17 protein-coding genes are annotated in these 16723 nt (G+C 67.4%); 4 read left to right on the top strand and 13 right to left on the bottom strand.

Going from position 1 to position 16723, the window contains the following annotated elements; translation table 11 throughout:
* Positions 1–32: 32 nt before the first annotated feature.
* The 8 genes from BM162_RS18185 to BM162_RS18220 are packed head-to-tail and all read right to left on the bottom strand — an operon-like array spanning position 33 to position 8360.
* Complete coding sequence (locus tag BM162_RS18185; RefSeq protein ID WP_093424881.1) at positions 33–758, bottom strand: SDR family NAD(P)-dependent oxidoreductase; 726 nt, start codon at positions 756–758, stop codon at positions 33–35.
* Positions 755–1537 (bottom strand): cyclase family protein, encoded by a 783-nt coding sequence (locus BM162_RS18190; protein ID WP_093424883.1) that lies wholly within the window; start codon positions 1535–1537, stop codon positions 755–757. The genes BM162_RS18185 and BM162_RS18190 overlap by 4 nt, the downstream gene beginning before the upstream one ends.
* Positions 1534–2784 (bottom strand): SDR family NAD(P)-dependent oxidoreductase, encoded by a 1251-nt coding sequence (locus BM162_RS18195; RefSeq protein ID WP_093424884.1) that lies wholly within the window; start codon positions 2782–2784, stop codon positions 1534–1536. The genes BM162_RS18190 and BM162_RS18195 overlap by 4 nt, the downstream gene beginning before the upstream one ends.
* Positions 2781–3953, bottom strand: a complete 1173-nt coding sequence (locus tag BM162_RS18200) for a thiolase family protein (protein ID WP_093424885.1) — start codon at positions 3951–3953, stop codon at positions 2781–2783. Before BM162_RS18200 ends, BM162_RS18195 begins: the two co-directional genes overlap by 4 nt.
* Entirely contained in the window at positions 3950–5572 is a 1623-nt protein-coding gene (locus tag BM162_RS18205) for an AMP-binding protein (protein WP_093424887.1), read from the bottom strand. The genes BM162_RS18200 and BM162_RS18205 overlap by 4 nt, the downstream gene beginning before the upstream one ends.
* Positions 5569–6051, bottom strand: a complete 483-nt coding sequence (locus BM162_RS18210) for an aromatic-ring-hydroxylating dioxygenase subunit beta (RefSeq protein WP_093424888.1) — start codon at positions 6049–6051, stop codon at positions 5569–5571. The genes BM162_RS18205 and BM162_RS18210 overlap by 4 nt, the downstream gene beginning before the upstream one ends.
* Positions 6048–7388 (bottom strand): aromatic ring-hydroxylating dioxygenase subunit alpha, encoded by a 1341-nt coding sequence (locus BM162_RS18215; RefSeq protein ID WP_093424890.1) that lies wholly within the window; start codon positions 7386–7388, stop codon positions 6048–6050. The genes BM162_RS18210 and BM162_RS18215 overlap by 4 nt, the downstream gene beginning before the upstream one ends.
* Before the next feature lie 15 nt (positions 7389–7403).
* Positions 7404–8360: a PDR/VanB family oxidoreductase gene (locus BM162_RS18220; protein WP_093424891.1), complete on the bottom strand. Its 957-nt coding sequence runs from the start codon at positions 8358–8360 to the stop codon at positions 7404–7406.
* 172 nt (positions 8361–8532) lie between these two features.
* Between BM162_RS18220 and BM162_RS18225 the strand changes: the two genes are divergently transcribed.
* Genes BM162_RS18225 through BM162_RS18240 form a run of 4 tightly spaced genes read left to right on the top strand, consistent with a single transcriptional unit; the run spans position 8533 to position 11849 of the window.
* The gene (locus BM162_RS18225; RefSeq protein WP_093424893.1) at positions 8533–9558 is read left to right on the top strand and encodes a TRAP transporter substrate-binding protein; all 1026 of its coding nucleotides are present in this window, start codon (positions 8533–8535) and stop codon (positions 9556–9558) included.
* A complete protein-coding gene (locus BM162_RS18230; RefSeq protein ID WP_093424894.1) occupies positions 9555–10073 on the top strand; it encodes a TRAP transporter small permease in 519 nt (172 codons plus the stop codon). Before BM162_RS18225 ends, BM162_RS18230 begins: the two co-directional genes overlap by 4 nt.
* 1 nt (position 10074) lies before the next feature.
* Positions 10075–11361: a TRAP transporter large permease gene (locus tag BM162_RS18235; RefSeq protein ID WP_093424896.1), complete on the top strand. Its 1287-nt coding sequence runs from the start codon at positions 10075–10077 to the stop codon at positions 11359–11361.
* A 5-nt stretch (positions 11362–11366) separates the two neighbouring features.
* On the top strand, positions 11367–11849 hold the full coding sequence (locus BM162_RS18240) for a MarR family winged helix-turn-helix transcriptional regulator (protein WP_093424904.1): 483 nt from the start codon (positions 11367–11369) through the stop codon (positions 11847–11849).
* 283 nt (positions 11850–12132) lie between these two features.
* On the opposite strand, the gene BM162_RS18245 is transcribed toward BM162_RS18240, so the two are convergent.
* The 5 genes from BM162_RS18245 to BM162_RS18265 form a co-directional block, all read right to left on the bottom strand.
* The gene (locus BM162_RS18245) at positions 12133–12714 is read right to left on the bottom strand and encodes a c-type cytochrome (RefSeq protein WP_093424897.1); all 582 of its coding nucleotides are present in this window, start codon (positions 12712–12714) and stop codon (positions 12133–12135) included.
* Positions 12711–13964, bottom strand: coding sequence for a PQQ-dependent sugar dehydrogenase (locus tag BM162_RS18250; protein ID WP_093424899.1), 1254 nt, complete (start codon positions 13962–13964; stop codon positions 12711–12713). Before BM162_RS18250 ends, BM162_RS18245 begins: the two co-directional genes overlap by 4 nt.
* Before the next feature lie 370 nt (positions 13965–14334).
* Positions 14335–15546 (bottom strand): efflux RND transporter periplasmic adaptor subunit, encoded by a 1212-nt coding sequence (locus tag BM162_RS18255; protein ID WP_093424900.1) that lies wholly within the window; start codon positions 15544–15546, stop codon positions 14335–14337.
* 4 nt (positions 15547–15550) lie between these two features.
* Positions 15551–16300, bottom strand: a complete 750-nt coding sequence (locus BM162_RS18260) for an ABC transporter permease (protein ID WP_245759334.1) — start codon at positions 16298–16300, stop codon at positions 15551–15553.
* Between the two features lie 250 nt (positions 16301–16550).
* On the bottom strand, positions 16551–16723 hold a 173-nt coding region (locus tag BM162_RS18265), incomplete at its 5' end, for an ATP-binding protein (protein WP_177215247.1).

The following is a 16723-nucleotide window of genomic DNA, read 5'->3' on the forward strand; positions in this document are numbered from 1 at the left end:
TTCCGCCTGCATCCGTCGTCCGACGAGAGACTTCAGATTGCGAGGGTTCCGACACTCGCGCCACCGCAGACGTAAAGCGTCTGGCCCGTGACGAAGCCGTTCTGCGGATCACAGAAGAACAGGAAGGCGCGGGATACGTCGTCTGCTCGTCCGAGCCGCCCGACGGGAATGCGTTTGGCGAGGTCGGCTTCCTGTTCGCTGCCTTTCGGCACGATGCCCCAGAAGTTGTCGGTCAGGATCGGCCCCGGCGCGACGACGTTCACGGTGATCCCGTGCTTCGCCAACTCCAGCGCCCAGGTCCTCGCCATGCCGATCATCCCGGCCTTCGACGCGCCATAGGCCGTACGCGTCGCCGCCCCCAGCGCCGCGCGGGAGGAGTTGAACATCACCCGTCCGAACTGCCGCTTCTTCATCGCGGGCAGAAACGCCTGCAACAGCGTCAGCGCCGAGCCGAGGTGGAGTTGGGCAAGGCCGGTAATGTCCTCCGGCTTCGCCTCCTCAACGAGGTTGGGCCAGATGACGCCGGCGTTGTGGACCAGGTGCGTGACCTCGTGGCGGCCGGCGATCTGCTTCGCGGCGGCCTCGACCGCGGCGGGGTCGAGCAGGTCGCAGGCGACGTGCTCCAGCCGCTCGTGCGTGAAGTCGGGCGCGTGACGGGCGATGCTCACCACGGTATATCCCTGCTCGAGCAGCCGCTGCGCCAGGTCCGCGCCGATGCCCTTGTTGCCGCCGGTGATGACGGCGGTGTAATCGCTCATGCCCCCTCCTTCGGCACCAGGGCCAGCACCCGAAGCGGGCTGCCCGTGCCGTTTCTGATCTTCAGCGGCGCGGCCATCAGGATCGCGCCGGTCGCCGGTAGCCGGTCCAGCCCCTTGAGGCATTGCAGACCGTACTTCCCCGCCCCGTGCAGGTAGTAGTGCGCCGGGAACGGGGGCGAGTAGTGCATCCCCTGCCCCGCGTCGGTGCCCACCGTCTCGGTTCCGAAGCCGCGGATGTGGCGCTCTTCGATCAGGAAGCGGATCGCGTCGGGCGTCGGCCCCGGCGAATGCGCCCCGTCCTCGCGCATGTTGAGGTACTCCGCCCCCGACCGCTTCGACCAGTCGGTGCGCATCAGCACCCAGGCGTCGGCGGGGATGGGGCCGTGCCCGGCCTCCCACGCCTCGATCGCCTCGACCGTCAGTTCGAAATCCTCGTCCTCGGCCGCGCCCTCCGAGCAGTCGATGACGCAGACCGGGCCGACGAAGGCCTCGGGCGGGATCTCGTCCACCGCGCCGTTCGCCACGTCGCGGCCCGAGACCCAGTGCACCGGCGCGTCGAAATGGGTGCCCGTGTGCTCGGACATGGAGATGTTGTGCCACTTCCACGACGGGCCACGGTGATCGTAGGCCGAGACCTCCTCCATCCGGAAACGCGCGCATTGCCCGAACTCGGGCGGCAGGACGATCACCGGGAAATCGGGGTCGAGCGTGTGGGTCAGGTCCACCACCTCGACCGCGCCGCCCGCCAGCGCGGCGGCGAGATCCGTCAGCACGCTCATCCCTCGCCCCCCGTCAGTTCGCGTTCCAGCACCTTCGGATTCTGCCGCCAGCGCTCGACCAGATCGCGCGCGACGTCGCCGCACCAGACCTCCTCCAACCCGTCGCGAAGCCCGGCGACGACCGCGCGGGCCACCGCGTTCGGCGTGACCTTCGGCGGCGGAACCGCCTGGTGCCAGTCGTCCTCGGTCGGCCCGGAAAAGACGTTCATCACCCGCACGCCGCCCGGCCGAAGCTCGGCCCGAAGCGCCTGGGACAGCGACAGCGCTGCCGCGTTCGACGCCGCGAAGGAGCCATAGGCGGGGTCGTTCGACAGCGCGTGGACCGACAGCAGGTTCACCCAGGCCACCGCGTTGTTCACACCGTCCGCGCCGCGCGACCGCATCGCCGGGCCGAAGGCCTGCGCCAGCCGCATGAGACCGAGGTAGTTCACCTCCATCTCCTCGCGCGCGAAGGTCGTGTCGCCCCGCTCGAACAGGCCGCCGGGGCGGACGAAGCGGGCGTTGTTGATCAGGATGTCGGTCTTGCCGCCGATCTCGCCCGCCAGTTCCTTCACCGAGGTCGTGTCGGTCACGTCGAGCGGCAGGAGCGTGACGTGCTCCATCGCCGCCAGCTTCGCGCGCTGCGGATAGGGCCGCCAGCCTTCGGCTTCGCCCACGAAGACCTGCGCCGCGCCCGCGTCGAGCAGCGCGCGGGCCAGCGCCGGGGCGTTGTCCTGCCGGGCGTCGGTGATCAGCACGCGGCGGTGCTTCGGATCCGCCGTCAGTTCGCGGAGTTCGGGATCGTCGGCCATGTTCGGTGTCCCCTCCTTCGGCAGCGCCATCAGCACCCCCTGCCCGGCGCGGTCCAGCCGGTTGATCAGCCGCACCTCGGCGCCCTTCTCGCAGTCGCCATGCACGTGGCAGACGACGGACGGGCCGGCTGCCAGCCGCACGGTGCCGGTGCGCCAGGGCGTCCGGTCGCGGAAATAGAGGTTGGGTGAGGCGCGCACGACGGTGACGGCGATGAGCTCGCCGCTCGGATCGGTGTCGCGCCACGGGAGCTTCGTGGACAGGCAGGAACAGCAGGCGTCGCGCGGCGGGTACTGGACCGTGCCGCACTCGGCGCAGTGCTGGAGCATGAAGCGTCCCTCCGCGGCGGCGGCGGTCAGCCCCATCGCCGCACGGCTGCGGATGCCCGGCGGCAGCGTCGGGACGCGCTGCGCCTTCTGCGGGTTCTTCTTCGGCGGCGGCGAGAGCGGATCGGTCATGCGTCGCCTCCGGTGATGACCGCCGCGCCCGAGCAGAGGCCGCGGTCGTAGTTGATCATGCCGAAGCCGGACACCAGCGCGCGCTTCGCGCCTCGCACCTGCGTCGGACCGGCTTGCCCCGTCACCTGCCGCAGCGCTTCGACCAAACCGAGGAATCCGCCCCCGGCCCCCGCCTGACCGGCAGACAGCTGCCCGCCCGAGGTGTTGTGCGGCAGGTCGCCCGTCACTTTCAGGTCACGCTCGCGCAGGAAGGCCGGCGCCTCGCCCTTGCCGCAGAAGCCGAGGTCCTCGAACTGCATCATCGAGATCACGGGATAGTCGTCATAGGTCTGCACAAGGTCCATGTCCCGCGGCGCGCAGCCCGCCATCTGCCAAAGCTCGTCCACGTCCACCGCCCAACCGCCGCGCAGCTGGATCGGGTCGTCGGGAAACGCGTTGTGCCGCTCGGTGGTCGCGGAAATGCGGGCGAAGGGAAGGTTCCGGCGCACCGCCTCGTCCTCGCGCATCACCAGGAATGCCTCGGCCCCGGCGCAGGGCATCACGCAGTCGAACAGCGCGATCGGGTCCGAGATGGGGCGCGCGTTCAGATAATCCTTCATCGTCAGCGGCTTCTTCATCAGCGCGTGCGGGTATCTCAGCGCATTGTCGCGCTGCGCCACGCAGATGCGGCCGAAGTCTTCGCGGGCTGCGCCGTACTCCTGCATGTATCGGTCGGTCAGCAGCGCGAACATCGCGTTCGGGCCGCCGTAGCCATAGGGGTACGCCGCATCCATCGCGAAGCGCGAAAAGCTGGAGAGCAGCTTGCGGAAACTGTCGATCTGGTTGGTATCGCCCGCCACGCAAGCCACGATGTCGGCGTCCCCCGCCTGCACCGCCCGCGCCGCGCGCCGCACCGCCACCACGCCGCTCGCCCCGCCCATCGGGATCGAGTCGAGCCAGCGCGGGCTAAGGCCCAGGTGCTGGGTCAGCCCGACCGGCGTGTCGGGAAACAGCGTGAAGCTGGCGACCGAGAAGCCGTCGATCTGCTCCTTACTCAGCCCCGCCGCATCGAGCGTTCCCTTCAGGCCGCGCGCCAGCCAGTGATGGGCGGTTTCAGTCGAATACCGCTCGTACGGCACGCTGTGCGGCGCGGCGAGGACGACGCCGTCATAGGCTTGCCTTCGGCTCATGCCGCCTGCCGTTTCTTGAGACTGCGGGTGTCCACTGTCGCCGGGTCGTCCAGAAGCTCGGCCGCCAGCGCCTTGAGCGCCGCGCGCTGGATCTTGTTGGTCGCCGTCAGCGGCAGGTCCTGCACGAAGGCGACGTAGCCCGGCACCTTGTAATAGGCGATCTGGCCAAGCGCCCAGTCCACGATCTCGCGCGCCAGCCCCTCGGACGGCGTCTCGACCTTGAGGCAGGCGAACACCTCGTCGCCCCGCACCTCGTCCGGCACGGCGGCGACACCCGCGGCCTTGATCGCCGGGTGGCGCATCAGGACGGACTCGACCTCGACGGCGGCGATGTTCTCGCCCGAGCGGCGGATGACGTTCTTCTTGCGGTCCACGAAGACCATGTCGCCCGACGGCTCCTGCCGCACCACGTCGCCGGTGTGGAACCAGCCGCCCTGCCAGACCTTCGCGGTCTCCTCGGGGTTCTTCCAGTACTCGGTGAAGAACCCTTGGCGCGGGTCGTCGCCCGCATGGCGCACCAGCAGCTCGCCCGGCGTGCCGGGGGCCACGTCCTGCCCGGCGTCATCGACAACGCGGACGTCCAGCTCTGGCCCCGGACGGCCGAAGCAGGCCTGGCCCACGCGGCGCGGCTCGTGGTTCGCGGCGATCACCGAGCCCGCGCCGGTTTCGGTCATCGCCCAGGCTTCCATCAGCGGGAAGCCGAAGCGGCGCTCGAACGCGGCGTGCAGCTTCGGATCGACGCCTGCGCCGAAGCCGAAGCGGACGGCGTGCGCGCGGTCCGACGGCGCCTCGGGCGCACCCATCAGCATCGACGGCATGACGCCCAGGTAATGCAGGCAGGTCGCGCCACTTTCGCGGACAGATGCCCACCAGCTGCGCGGGTGGAAGCGGTCGAGCGCGGTCAGACAGCCCCCCACGGCGATCATCGCCATGAAGGAATAGGCCATGGCGTTCATGTGGAAGATCGGCAGCGGCGTGAGCATCCGCTCGCCGTCCTCGTTCAGGGCGCAGACGCCGCCGGCGTTCGCGTACCAGCGTCCGGCCTCGAGGAAATAGGTGTTCGACAGCACGCAGCCCTTGGGCCGCCCCGTCGTCCCCGAGGTGTAGAGCATCGCCGCCTCGCGCGCGGCGTCCGGCCCGTCCGAGTCGAACACCGGACCGCCCTGCGCCTGCGGCAGAGGCTCGCCCGGCGCGCAGACCGGCAGCGTCAACCCGGCCGCCTGCCCGGCGGCGCGCAACTCCTCGACCCGCGGGGGGATCGCGATGGCGAGCGCGGGTTCGGCATGGGCCGCCATGTATTCCAGTTCGGCGGCGCGCAGATCCGGGTTCACCGGGACGACCGACAGACCGAGCGCGTTCAGCGCCAGCCAGTGCAGGAAGAAGTCCGGCCGGTTCTCGAGCAGCAGCATCACGCGCTGCCCGGCGCGGTAGCCCGCCGCCTCGAACGCGGCGCGCAGTGTCTCCACCCGCTCGGCGGCTTGCCCGTAGCCCATTTCGCCCGGCTCCGTTCCGTAGATCGCCGCCGTCTCGGGCAGGACGTTCAGGATGGGGCGGTCGGGCCAGCGCCGCGCCGCCTCGGCGAAGGCGGCGTGGACGGTGTTCAGGTCCACGGGCCTCATGGCAGAAGCTGGATGTTGCCGAAGGCCGCGTCGCAGTTGAGGATGTCCACCCGCTTCTGCGCGATCTTCAGCTTGCCATCTCGCAGCACCAGGTCGTGCCGGGCGCTGAGCGCCAGCAGGAACTGTTCGTCGAGCCGGGTTTCGACGTAATGCATCTGCGTCGTCGTGACGTAGCGCCCGGCGTCGTGGTCCATCTCGTCCACGTAGGGGCGCTGGATCACGTGGTGACAGCGGCTCTTGGGCTTTTGACTGAAGGTGCGGGCGCCATTCAGCCGCTCGACCCGCAGGCGCAGCATGAACTGGTCCTCGTACATCAGCGACGTCTCGTGGATCGGGTCCTGCTGCTTGTAGTCGAGCGGCATCCAGTACATGCCGTCCTCGGTCCAGAGCGTGAGCCACTCGTCAAAGCGGCCCTCGTCCAGCATGCGGACCTCCTCGTACAGGAAGTCGATCAGGTCGTCCTTGCTCGGCGTGCTCATTCCGCGGCCTCCAGGTTTTCGGGCATCGTGGCCGTCATGAACTTCACCCATGCGTGAAACTGGTTGCGCATCTGGCGCTCGGTCGTGCCGTTCTCGACCGCCTCCTGCTCCAGGTCCTCGCCCTCGTCGTAAAGCCGCTGCACGTTGACCCATTCCAGCCCGTCGGCGGCCAGACCCTCCTGCGCGCGCTCGTACATCTCGAGGTCGTCGTGACCGACGATCGAGGTGGGGGCGTTGATCATGCGATTGTACATCGCCGTGCGGGCAACGAGTTGCTCGGGCGCGTCCACCAGCCGGAAGATCCAGCTTTCCACCAGCGTCTTGTCCGGGCCCAGCGGGATGAAGTTCCGAAGCTGCTGGATCGGGCCCTTGATCATGATGTTCGGGAAATAGACCGTGTTGTGCCGGTTCTCGCCCAGGATCTCCTTCGCCCGCTCCTCGCCGTAGGCCTCCTTCATCTGGTCGAAGTAGCCCGGGATCTCGGAGTAGTCCGAGTGGATCGAGTGGTGCACGCCGGTGTGCCCGTGGCCGTTGGGCCAGGTACGGATGCCCATTTCCTCGAAGAACTCGTAAGGCGACATGAACGGCGCGATGATCTGCATCGCGGCCGGCTTGGGCGCATCGGCGTCGTGGCCCATCTCCTCCCAGATCTTCACCGCCGTCCCGGCCGAGCTTTCGTGCGCGACCATCGGATGGCAGGTGTCGGTCTGGTTCTCGACCAGCATCTTCCAGTTGCAGCGGTGCATGTAGCGCAGCGGCTGCCCCGCCACCTCGAGCCGCCCGGCGGGCGAGCGGTCCACCATGTTGTCGAGCGAGCTGAGCGAGCCGCCGAAGAACTCTTCGAAGCCGATGCCTTCTTCGTTGAGCCGCGCGAAGACGAAACCGCGGTAGTTCTTCACCGCGCCCACGGCCTTCATGCCCTTGCCGCTTTCGGTCTTGTCGAGGCCCGTGCCCTCGTAGCCCTTCTTCAGCGGGATCGCCAGGAGGCAGCCGTCGGTCTTGAACGACCAGGCGTGATAGGGGCAGCGGAAGAACTTGCCGGTGTTGCCCGTGCGGTCGATGGCGATCTTGGTGCCCTTGTGGGGGCAGCGGTTGTAGAGGACCTTCACCTCGCCGTCCGAATGCCGGACCATGATCACCGGCTGGTCGCCGATCTGCGTGGTGTAGTAATCGCCCTTGTTCGGCACCTGGCTGTCGTGGCCGACATAGACCCAGGTGTTGGCGAACAGGTGGTCCATCTCGAGCCGATAGACCTCGGGGTCGATATACACGTCGCGATGCACCTGAAAGGGTGTCACCAGCGCCTCGACGGCGCTGCGGGTGGCGTATCGGGTCATTTCTCCTGTCCTCCCTCACAGGTCGAGCTTCAGGCGCGCCGACTTGGCGCGGCTCACGCAGATCTGCATGACCTTGCCGCTGGCGCGCTCGGCGTCCGAGAGCACCACGTCGCGGTGGTCCGGTTCCCCCTCCAGCACGTCGGTCTGGCAGATGCCGCAGTCGCCGCGCTGGCAGTCATAGATCAGGTCCTCGCCCGCCTCTTCGAGCACGTCGATGATGCTCTTGCCCGGCGGGATGGTATAGACCTTGCCGGTCGAGGCGACCTCGACCTCGAAAGCCGTGTCGCCCTCCTGGTCGGCGGGGGCGTCGAACAGTTCGAAGTGGATGCGGTCGTTCGGGAAGCCCGCCGCCTCGGCCACCTGCCGCGCGGCCTCGATCATCGGCTTCGGACCGCAGACGTAGAGGTGCGCGTTCGGATCGGCCGCCCCGATGATCGCCTTCAGGTCCAGCGGTCCGCCGGCCTCGTCGTCGAAGTGCAGGCTCAGCCGCTCGCCGTGAATCTCGTCCAGGCGATCGGTGAAGGCGGCGGCGGAGCGGTCGCGCATGGCATAGTGCAGCGCGTAATTCCGCCCGGCATCCTTCAGAGCAGTGGCCATCGAAATGATCGGCGTGACCCCGATGCCGCCCGCGATCAGCACCGCCGGGGCATCGCCGTCGGCCAGCGGAAAGTCGTTCTTCGGCACGTCGGCGGTGACGGTATCACCCTCCTTGAGCCCGTGCATGAAACGCGAGCCGCCGCGGCTCTCCTCCTCCAGCCGCACGCCGAAGCGATAGGCGGCGGGTGCGGCGCAGTCGCCGTCGAAGTCGATCAGGCTGTAGGGCCGTGTCGCGCCGTCGGGCAGGTGTATCTCCATGTGCGCGCCGGCGGTATAGCCCGGCAGCGCCGCTCCGTTCGCGGGCACCAGCACGACCGAACGGATGCGCTCGGCCGGTGATTCCACGCGGACCACCCTGAGTTCGATTGACGCCATTCCGCCTCCCGTTGATCCAGCGCCGGAGCGGTTCCGACGCCGAAACCATGAAATATCATACAAACTGCCGTCAAGGTTTAAGTCTGAAAAGATGTAATTTCATGTTTTTCTTGTCAGGCCGGAACGCATGCGCTTAGGCTCGCGGCAAAAGATCGCAACAGGGAGCGAAATAATGAAGCGAATCGCAACGACCCTCGCCACAAGTGCGCTCGCGCTCACCGCGCTGACCGCCGCGGCCGCCGCGCAGGAGACCACGCTGCGGGTGTCGAACTGGCTGCCGCCGTCCCACCCCATCGTGAAAGACATCGTGCAGCCGTGGGCCGAGCAGGTCGAGGAAGCCACCGAGGGCCGGGTCGAGGTGCAGATCCTCGACGCCCCGCTGGGCCCGCCGCCCGCGCACTTCGACCTTGCCGCCACTGGTGCCGCCGACGTCACCTTCGGGGTTCACGGCTACACGCCCGGCCGCTTCGCTCTGACCGACATTGCCGAACTTCCGTTCCTGACCCCCAGTGCCGAGGCGCTCTCGGTCGGCCTCTGGCGGCTCCACGAGAACATGCTGGCAGAGCAGAACGAGCACGAGGGCGTGAAGGTGCTGGCGCTCTGGGGCCACGGACCCGGCCACCTGTTCACCACCGGCGGCGACGTCACGCCGCTTGATGCGCTGGAGGGTGCGAAGGTCCGCGTGGCCGGAGCCGTCACCAATCAACTGGCCGAGGAGATGGGCATGGTGCCGCTTCAGGCCCCCGCCCCGCAGACGTACGAGCTGCTTTCGGGCGGCGTGGCCGACGGCATCTTCTTCCCCTATGAGTCGATCCCGTTCTTCAAGCTCGACTCCATCATCGAAAAGGGACTGCGCGTCCCCGGCGGCCTTTACAACGTGTCGTTCTTCTTCGTGATGAACGAGGGCACCTGGAACGAACTGTCGGAGGAGAACAAGGCGGCCATCGACAGCGTCTCGGGCGAGCCTCTCGTGCGCATGGCCGGTCAGGCTTGGGACAACGCCGACGCCGCGGGGCTCGAGGCCATCAGGGACACCGTTGAGTTCCATGACGCGACCGATGCCGAGATGGAGGAGATCCGCGCCGAGGCGCAGGCCATCTACGACGCCGTGCGCGAAAAGGTCGAGGCGAAGGGCGTCGATTTCGACGCGGCGCTGCAGATGCTTCAGGACGAAACGGCGAAGGTCGCTTCTGAATGACCCACGACAAGACCGGAGCAGGGCGCCGCGTGCGCGCCCTGCGCCAAACCTTCCGTCGGATCACTGCGGTGCTCACCGGCGTCCTCCTTCTCGCGTTGACCGGTGTCACGCTCGTGGACGTGCTGGGCCGCTACTTCTTCTCGAGCCCCCTGCCCGGCGCGTCCGAGATGACGGAGTTGCTGGTGATGGCCATCGTGTTCGCGGGCCTCCCGGCGATATGCCTCGACGACGGGCACATCACGGTTGACCTGTTCACGGCGCAGCTTGAAGGGCGCGCGGCCGAGATCCAGACCATGGCCGGCCGGCTGGTCGTCGCGCTGATGCTCGCCATCGTCTCTTGGCAGTTGTGGGAGCACGGCACCCGCCTCGGCTCCTACGGCGAGACGACCATCTACCTCCGCTTTTCCCTTTCCCCCGTGGCCAAGGCCGCAAGCGCGCTGTGCGGTGCGTCCGCGCTCATCGTGTTCGCGATGGCCGTGATGTGCCTGCCCAAGGGCGTTTCCGAGGACATCTGACATGGATTGGCCGATCGGGCTGGCCCTTCTTCTGGGTCTCATCTTCGCGGGCGTTCCCATCGCCTTCGCGCTCTCGGGTATCGGGCTGATCGGCGTGATCAGCATAATCGGACTCGACCCTGCACTGGCGATGCTGGGACAGATCTACTTCGACAGCGGGCGCAGCTATACCCTGTCGGTGGTTCCGCTGTTCCTGCTGATGGGCAACTTCATCGTGCAGTCCGGCATCGCGTCCGAGCTATACGATGCTGCGAATGCCTGGCTGCGCCACCGCAAGGGCGGCCTGGCGATGGCGACCATCGTGGCCTGCGGCGGCTTTTCGTCGGTCTGCGGCTCGTCGTTGGCCACAACGGCAACCATGGGCCGCATAAGCCTGCCCGCGATGCGGCGCTACGGCTATTCCGACCGGCTCGCTGCCGCTTCGGTGGCCGCCGGTGGGACGCTTGGAATCTTGATTCCGCCGTCGGTAATCCTGGTGATCTACGGCATCCTCACCCAGCAGGACATCGGCAAGCTGTTCCTCGCCGGTCTCGTTCCCGGCCTGATCGGCGTGCTCTTTTACATCGGTGCGGTGCGCCTGTCGCTCGCGGTGCATCCCGAGAATCTGGAAACGATGGAGAAGCTGTCGCTGCGGGACCGCCTGCGCGCGACGAAAGGCGTGGCCGGCGCGCTGGTTCTCTTCGTCTGGGTCCTCGGAGGCATCTACCTCGGCGTATTCACCGCGACCGAGGCCGCGGGCATGGGCGCGGGCGGCGCGATCCTGATCACCGCACTGCGCCGGCAACTCACGTGGCGCAACACGCTGGTGACATTATTCGACACCGCCAAAACGACCGCAGTGATGTTCTTCATTCTGTTCGGGGCGCTCTATTTCCTGAATTACGTCAACCTGTCCGGCCTGACGAGCGATTTGCGCGACTGGATCATGGCGCTCGGCGTCGGGCGCATCCCGGTCATCCTGATGATCATCGTGCTGTTCCTGGTGCTGGGCTGCCTGCTGGAAAGCCTGTCGATGATCCTGCTGACCGTGCCGGTGCTGTTTCCCATCGTCGCCGACCTGGGCTTCGATCTGATCTGGTTCGGCGTGTTCGTCGTCGTGGCGACCGAGCTCAGCTACATCACGCCGCCCATCGGAATGAACGTGTTCGTCATGCGCATCGTGGCGCCGGATATCCCTCTGCAGCGTGTCTTCGCCGGCGTCCTGCCTTTCGTCTTCGTTGACATCCTTCGGTTGTTGCTGCTGATAGCGGTTCCCGCCCTCGTTCTGTTTGTGCCGAACTCAATGTGATGAAGATGGATCGCCCGCCCCACCTGAAGGATCTGGAGGAGGACGCCGAGAAGCAGCCTTTCCTTCCCAATTACCTGCTGTTTCTCCTGGCCTCCACGAGCGCAGCGGCGAGCGCGGAGTTTCACGCCACGGTGCGCGAACACGGGCTACGGGTGCCGGAATGGCGTGTGCTGGCCTGCCTGCACGACGAGGACGGACAGATGGTGACGCGGCTCGCCGGGCTTGCGCTGATGGAGCAGTCCCGCCTGACGCGCATCATCGACCAGATGGATGCCCGCGGCCTCGTGGAGCGGCGCAGCGACGCCTTGGACCGCCGCCGCGTTCGGGTGCACCTGACCGGAGACGGCCGTATCTTGGCCGAGGAGATGGTCCAGCGTGCGGCCGAGCACGAGGCAGCGCTGCTGAGCCGCCTGCCCGACGGAAAGGGGAACGAGCTCAGGCGGCTGCTGAAGGAAGTGTACCGGCAGTTCTCGGGGGAAGCGGATTAGAAGACTTCATCGGACCGGCTGATCTGCCGCGATCGAGTCTGTGTCGGTCCACGACTTCAAGACGGCGAACCGGGCTGAGCGGCGCTCTGCATGCTCGCGGTCACGGCGGCTCACGTCTGCCCCGATCACAGGCGGCTCTGACGCCGCGTGCGACACTTGCGTCCTTTCGCGCGCAGCGTCTGATGGTGTGTGTCGGCTTCTCATACTCTCCTTCGCCGCGGGTCGCACCGGCCAGAAGCCAGTCCTGGCTGCATGCCTGCAGAACCTGATGCGCGGCGCGGGCTCACTCCATGGGCTGAATGTCGAGCGCGATGTCATTGTACCAGTCCGCGAACTCACGGATTTCCGCGTCGGAGAGATCCGCAGCGATCGGGCTCATGACCTCGTGGACACGCTTGCCGGAGCGGAACGCCTTGAGTTGCGTTTCGATGTAGATGTTCGATTCGGCGGCAAGATTGGGCACGTCCTCGGTCACGCCGATGCCGTCGGCACGGTGACAGGCGACGCAAGGCTGCGGCGCGTCCGCCGGGTCGGCCGCCAGCGTCGCGACGGCTTCGTGCGCGGCATACCATGCGGCGACGTCCGCGATCTGCTGATCGGAAAGGTTTGCCGCGACCACGCTCATCATCTCGTGCTCGCGCCGTCCCTCGCGGAAGGCGAGAAGTTGGTCGGCCAGATAGCCCGCGGGCTCTCCGCCAATATGCGGTGCGATCGGGATCTGCGCGTAGCCGTCGATGCCGTGACAGGTCCGGCACTGCCCGGCGATGCGGCGACCGGCCTCCGGGTCGCCCGGCGGCAAATCCTGCGCGGCGGCCGCACCGGCGAGGAGAACCCCGCCGGCGGCACGTGTCAAAGCGGCTCTCATTCGCCGTAGCTGATGCGGTAGAGCGCACCGGCGAGGTCGTCGGAGACGAGGATCGAGCCATCCGGCAGCTCTTCGACATCCACCGGGCGGCCCAAGTATTCGCCATTCTCGGTCAGCCATCCCTCGGCGAAGGGCCGGGTCGAGGCGTTCCCTTCGTCGTCGATCGTCGTGACCATGACCCGCGCGCCCACCGGCTCGGTCCGGTTCCACGACCCGTGCTGGGCCGAGAAGATGGCGTTGCGGTACTCGGGCGGGAACATGTTCCCCTCGTAGAAGTCCATGCCGAGGTCCGCCGCGTGAGCCACGGTTTCGACCGCTGGCATGACGACGTCGGCCGGGATCTCCTCGTCCATGTACTCGTTGGTGCGCACGTCGCCGCCGCCGTACCACGGGAAGCCGAAGTTCTGGCCCATGGCGGTCTGGCGGTTGATCTCGCCCGGCGGGATGTCGTCGCCCATGCCGTCGACCTGGTTGTCCGTGAACCACAGCTCGCCCGTCTCGGGGTGGAAGTCGTGGCCGACGGAGTTGCGGATGCCGCGGGTGTAGACCTCGCGTTCGGTGCCGTCCTGGTTCATGCGGATGATGCCGCCGATTCCGTGCTCGTTGTAGAGGTCCATCTTCTCCTTCGGCGGCACGTTGAAGGGCTGCCCGAGCGAGATGTAGAGCTTGCCGTCCGGCCCCACGGCGCAGACCCGCGCGGAGTGGTTGAACGATTCTTCGCTGGCCGGGATCAGTTCGCCCTGCGGCACCACCTGACCCACGGCGACGTCCGGGCTCTCGTAGAAGAACTCCGCCGCCGGCAGCACCAGCACGCGGTTCTGCTCCACGACGTAGAGCATGCCGTCGGGGCTGAAGCAGACGCCGTTGGGAATGGTGAACTGGATCGACGGCGCCAGATCCTTCACCTCGTCGGCCACGCGGTCCTTGTTGCGGTCGGTGACGGACCAGACCTTGTCCTTGCGTGTCCCGACGAAGGTAACGACGCCCTGCGGCCCCACGGCCATGTGGCGCGCGTCGGGCACGACGGCGTATAGCTCGATGTTGAACCCTTCGGGCAGGGTAACATTCTCCAGGGTGCGACGAATGCCCTCGGCATAGTCGCTTTCCTGCTCAACCCTTCCAAAATCCCGAACGCCCGTCGACTGAAAATTCTGAAGCTTCTCAAGATTGTCCGGCAACTCGGCCGTCTGTGCAGTGGCGGCACCAGTCGACAGCGCGACCGCTGCCACGGTCGTGTAAAACGCTTTCATATCAATCCTCCCTGCGCCCATAAAAGAGGGCGAACTCCTAGGATTGCAGGTTGCAAACTGGCTGACCCTTGGTCAACTCTTTTGCTGATCACGCACAGACCGGCGCTTAACGACCGGCTGCACCGGCACCGCCGCAAGCATCATCCTTGGAAGATTGCGCCGATATCTGCTGAGTGCGAGGTTCTGCGGGGAAGCTGCCGGATCGCGCAAACCGCCGGAAAGGGTCAACGGGCCAGGTCGAGGCAGAGCTGCTCCCATTCCGGCAAACTGGAGAAGCTACCCGGGGAACCCGGGAAGAATATGACGAGGCCTTGGCCGCACCATCTTCAGTCCATTAAATAAGGAAAGCGATACCCCTTCACCGGGGGTCTCAGGTCGCATCGACCGGATCCACGAGGCTTCCGTCCGATACTTCCTCGCCGGGGTGGACGATGACGAGGTCGCCGTTCTCCAGGCCTCCGAGGACCTGCGCGATCCGGTCATTGCGCTGGCCGAGCTCGACCGGCGTGAGAACCGCGTGTCCGTCCCGAACGGCGAAGACCGCCCACTCGTCACCCCGCCGAAAGAGCGCGCCGAGCGGCACGCGCAGGGCGTCGGGGGCCTCCCACACGATGATATGCAAGCGCACCGAATAGCCGTCGCCGAGGCCCGCCCGCTCCGCAGGCGCGTCTTGAAGGTCGAAGATGGCCTCGACCCGCTGTTCCTCGATCCCGAGCGCGGAGACTTCCGTGTAAGCCGACGGCTCGATCCGCCGGAGCCGCGCATCAAGCTGCCCGGCACCGCCCCAGCGTTCGATCCGGGCGCGGGCGCCGTCGGGGATGCGGACGGCGTCGCGGGAAAGCGGATCGGCCACGATTTCCAGGTCGGTCGGATCGCCGATCGCGAGCAGCCGTTCCCCGGCCGTGACCGGCCGCTCGCTCACCCGGCCGATGGATAGGACGACACCATCTGCAGGGGCGAGGATGCGAACGCAGCACGCGTCGGCATCCTCGTCACCTGCCTCGGGACCGATAAGCGCGGCCTCTGCCCGTTCCAGGGTGCCCTGCGCCATCTCGAGGGCGGAGGACGCTGCGTCCCGCGCCGCCTCGCCCGCCTTGAGAGCCTGTGCGGCCTCCTCCATCCGCACGATGGACGCGACTCCGCGCTCGACCAGCGCCTGTGTCCGGTCGTAGTTGCCCTGGGCGTAGGCCAGGTCCTCCTCGGCCTGGCGCAATTCGCTCTCCGCGACCGCGAGTGCCGCCTGCGCCTCGTGGACAGCGGCCTGGGCCTGGCTGCGGGCGCGCGCGTCGAGCAGCGACGGCGCCACGGGTTCCACCACGGCCACCAGTGTCTCGTCGGCGATCACCCGGTCGCCCTCCCGCACCGGAGACCGCAGTGCCGTGCCAGAGATCGGCGCCGAGACCTCCCACACTTCCCGGATGCGCGTGACGCCGTCCACGTCCACGGTGACTTCCATCGGGCCCCGCGCAACCTCGGCGACCTCGACCGGCACCGGTGCGGGGCGAAAGGCGGTCCAGGCCAGCGAAACGACGATCAACATCCCGATCGCAGCGATGATGAGAAGGCGTGTGCCTCGGTGCATCCGTTCATTCCCGTGTCTTGAGGACTTCCACGAGGTCCGCGTGATCGAGCCGCCGCCGCACCAGGAGCGCGGCCACCGCGACAGCGGCGAGGGCGACAAGGCTCGCCGTGGCGAAGTTCGATGGCGCCAGGACGAGCGGGATCCGGTACAGATCGCTGTCGAAGCCCGCCACCATCGCCCAGGCGATTATGGCACCGATCGCCCAGCCCAGCGGTTGGGCGGCGACGGCCAGCACGGCCGTCTCGCCCATCAGGATCGACGAAACCTCGGTCCGCGTGAAGCCAAGGACGCGCAGGCTGGCCAGTTCGCGGGCCCGTTCGGAAAGCTGGATACGCGCGCCGTTATAGGAGACCCCTGCCGTGATCAGCACGGCGATCGTGACGAAGACCACCGTGTTGCGGCGGATGTTTTCGCGAATCGTCGTCCGGAAGCTGTCCCGCATGTCCGTCATCAGAATGGCCGAGGCGAGCGTGGGCAGATCCTTCACGGCGGCGCGGTACTCGGACAACGCGTTCTGGTCCAGCGCAAGGTTCAGCGCCGTTACCCGCGGCGCCTCGCCCAGCTGGGCGGAGAGCGCGTCGAGGTCCATGTATGCGCCGAGGCCGAGGTACTGCGTGGTCACGGCCGCGACCGGGACCTCGAAACGCGCCGTCCGTCCCTCTGTGACCTCGACCAGCACGGGATCGCCGACACGGACGCCGAGCTGATCGGCCAGCTGCCGCGACAGCAGCAGGCCCTCCGGTGGCAGGGGCACCGGCCTGTCGTCCGTGTCGAGCGTCCGGATCAGGTCCCCGCCGGGCAACCGCGCCGATATGGCGACGCGCTTTTCGCGGTGGCTGTCAACGGCGGAGCAAAATCCGGCCACCGGGCGGCGCAAAAGTCGGCCACTTCGGATTTGGGCGTGACGTGTGCCAGTGGGCTGCGGCCGGGCAGCCGCGCTCTCCAGATAGCTGGCGGCTTCCCGGCCGCCTTGGCCCTTCAGGGCCAAGCCCTCGCGGGTGGGATCAGAGTGGTTTGGCGGGTTTGAGCGCACGGCTTTGCGCCAAACGATAGCTCTCACCGTTCATCTCGACGATGTTGACGTGGTGCGTCAGCCTGTCGAGGAGGGCGCCGGTCAGGCGCTCGGTGCCGAAGGTTTCGGTCCATTCGTCGAATGGCAGGTTACTCGTGATCAGCG

This window comes from Tranquillimonas alkanivorans, from assembly GCF_900115595.1.
GTDB classification, from domain to species: Bacteria; Pseudomonadota; Alphaproteobacteria; order Rhodobacterales; family Rhodobacteraceae; genus Tranquillimonas; species Tranquillimonas alkanivorans.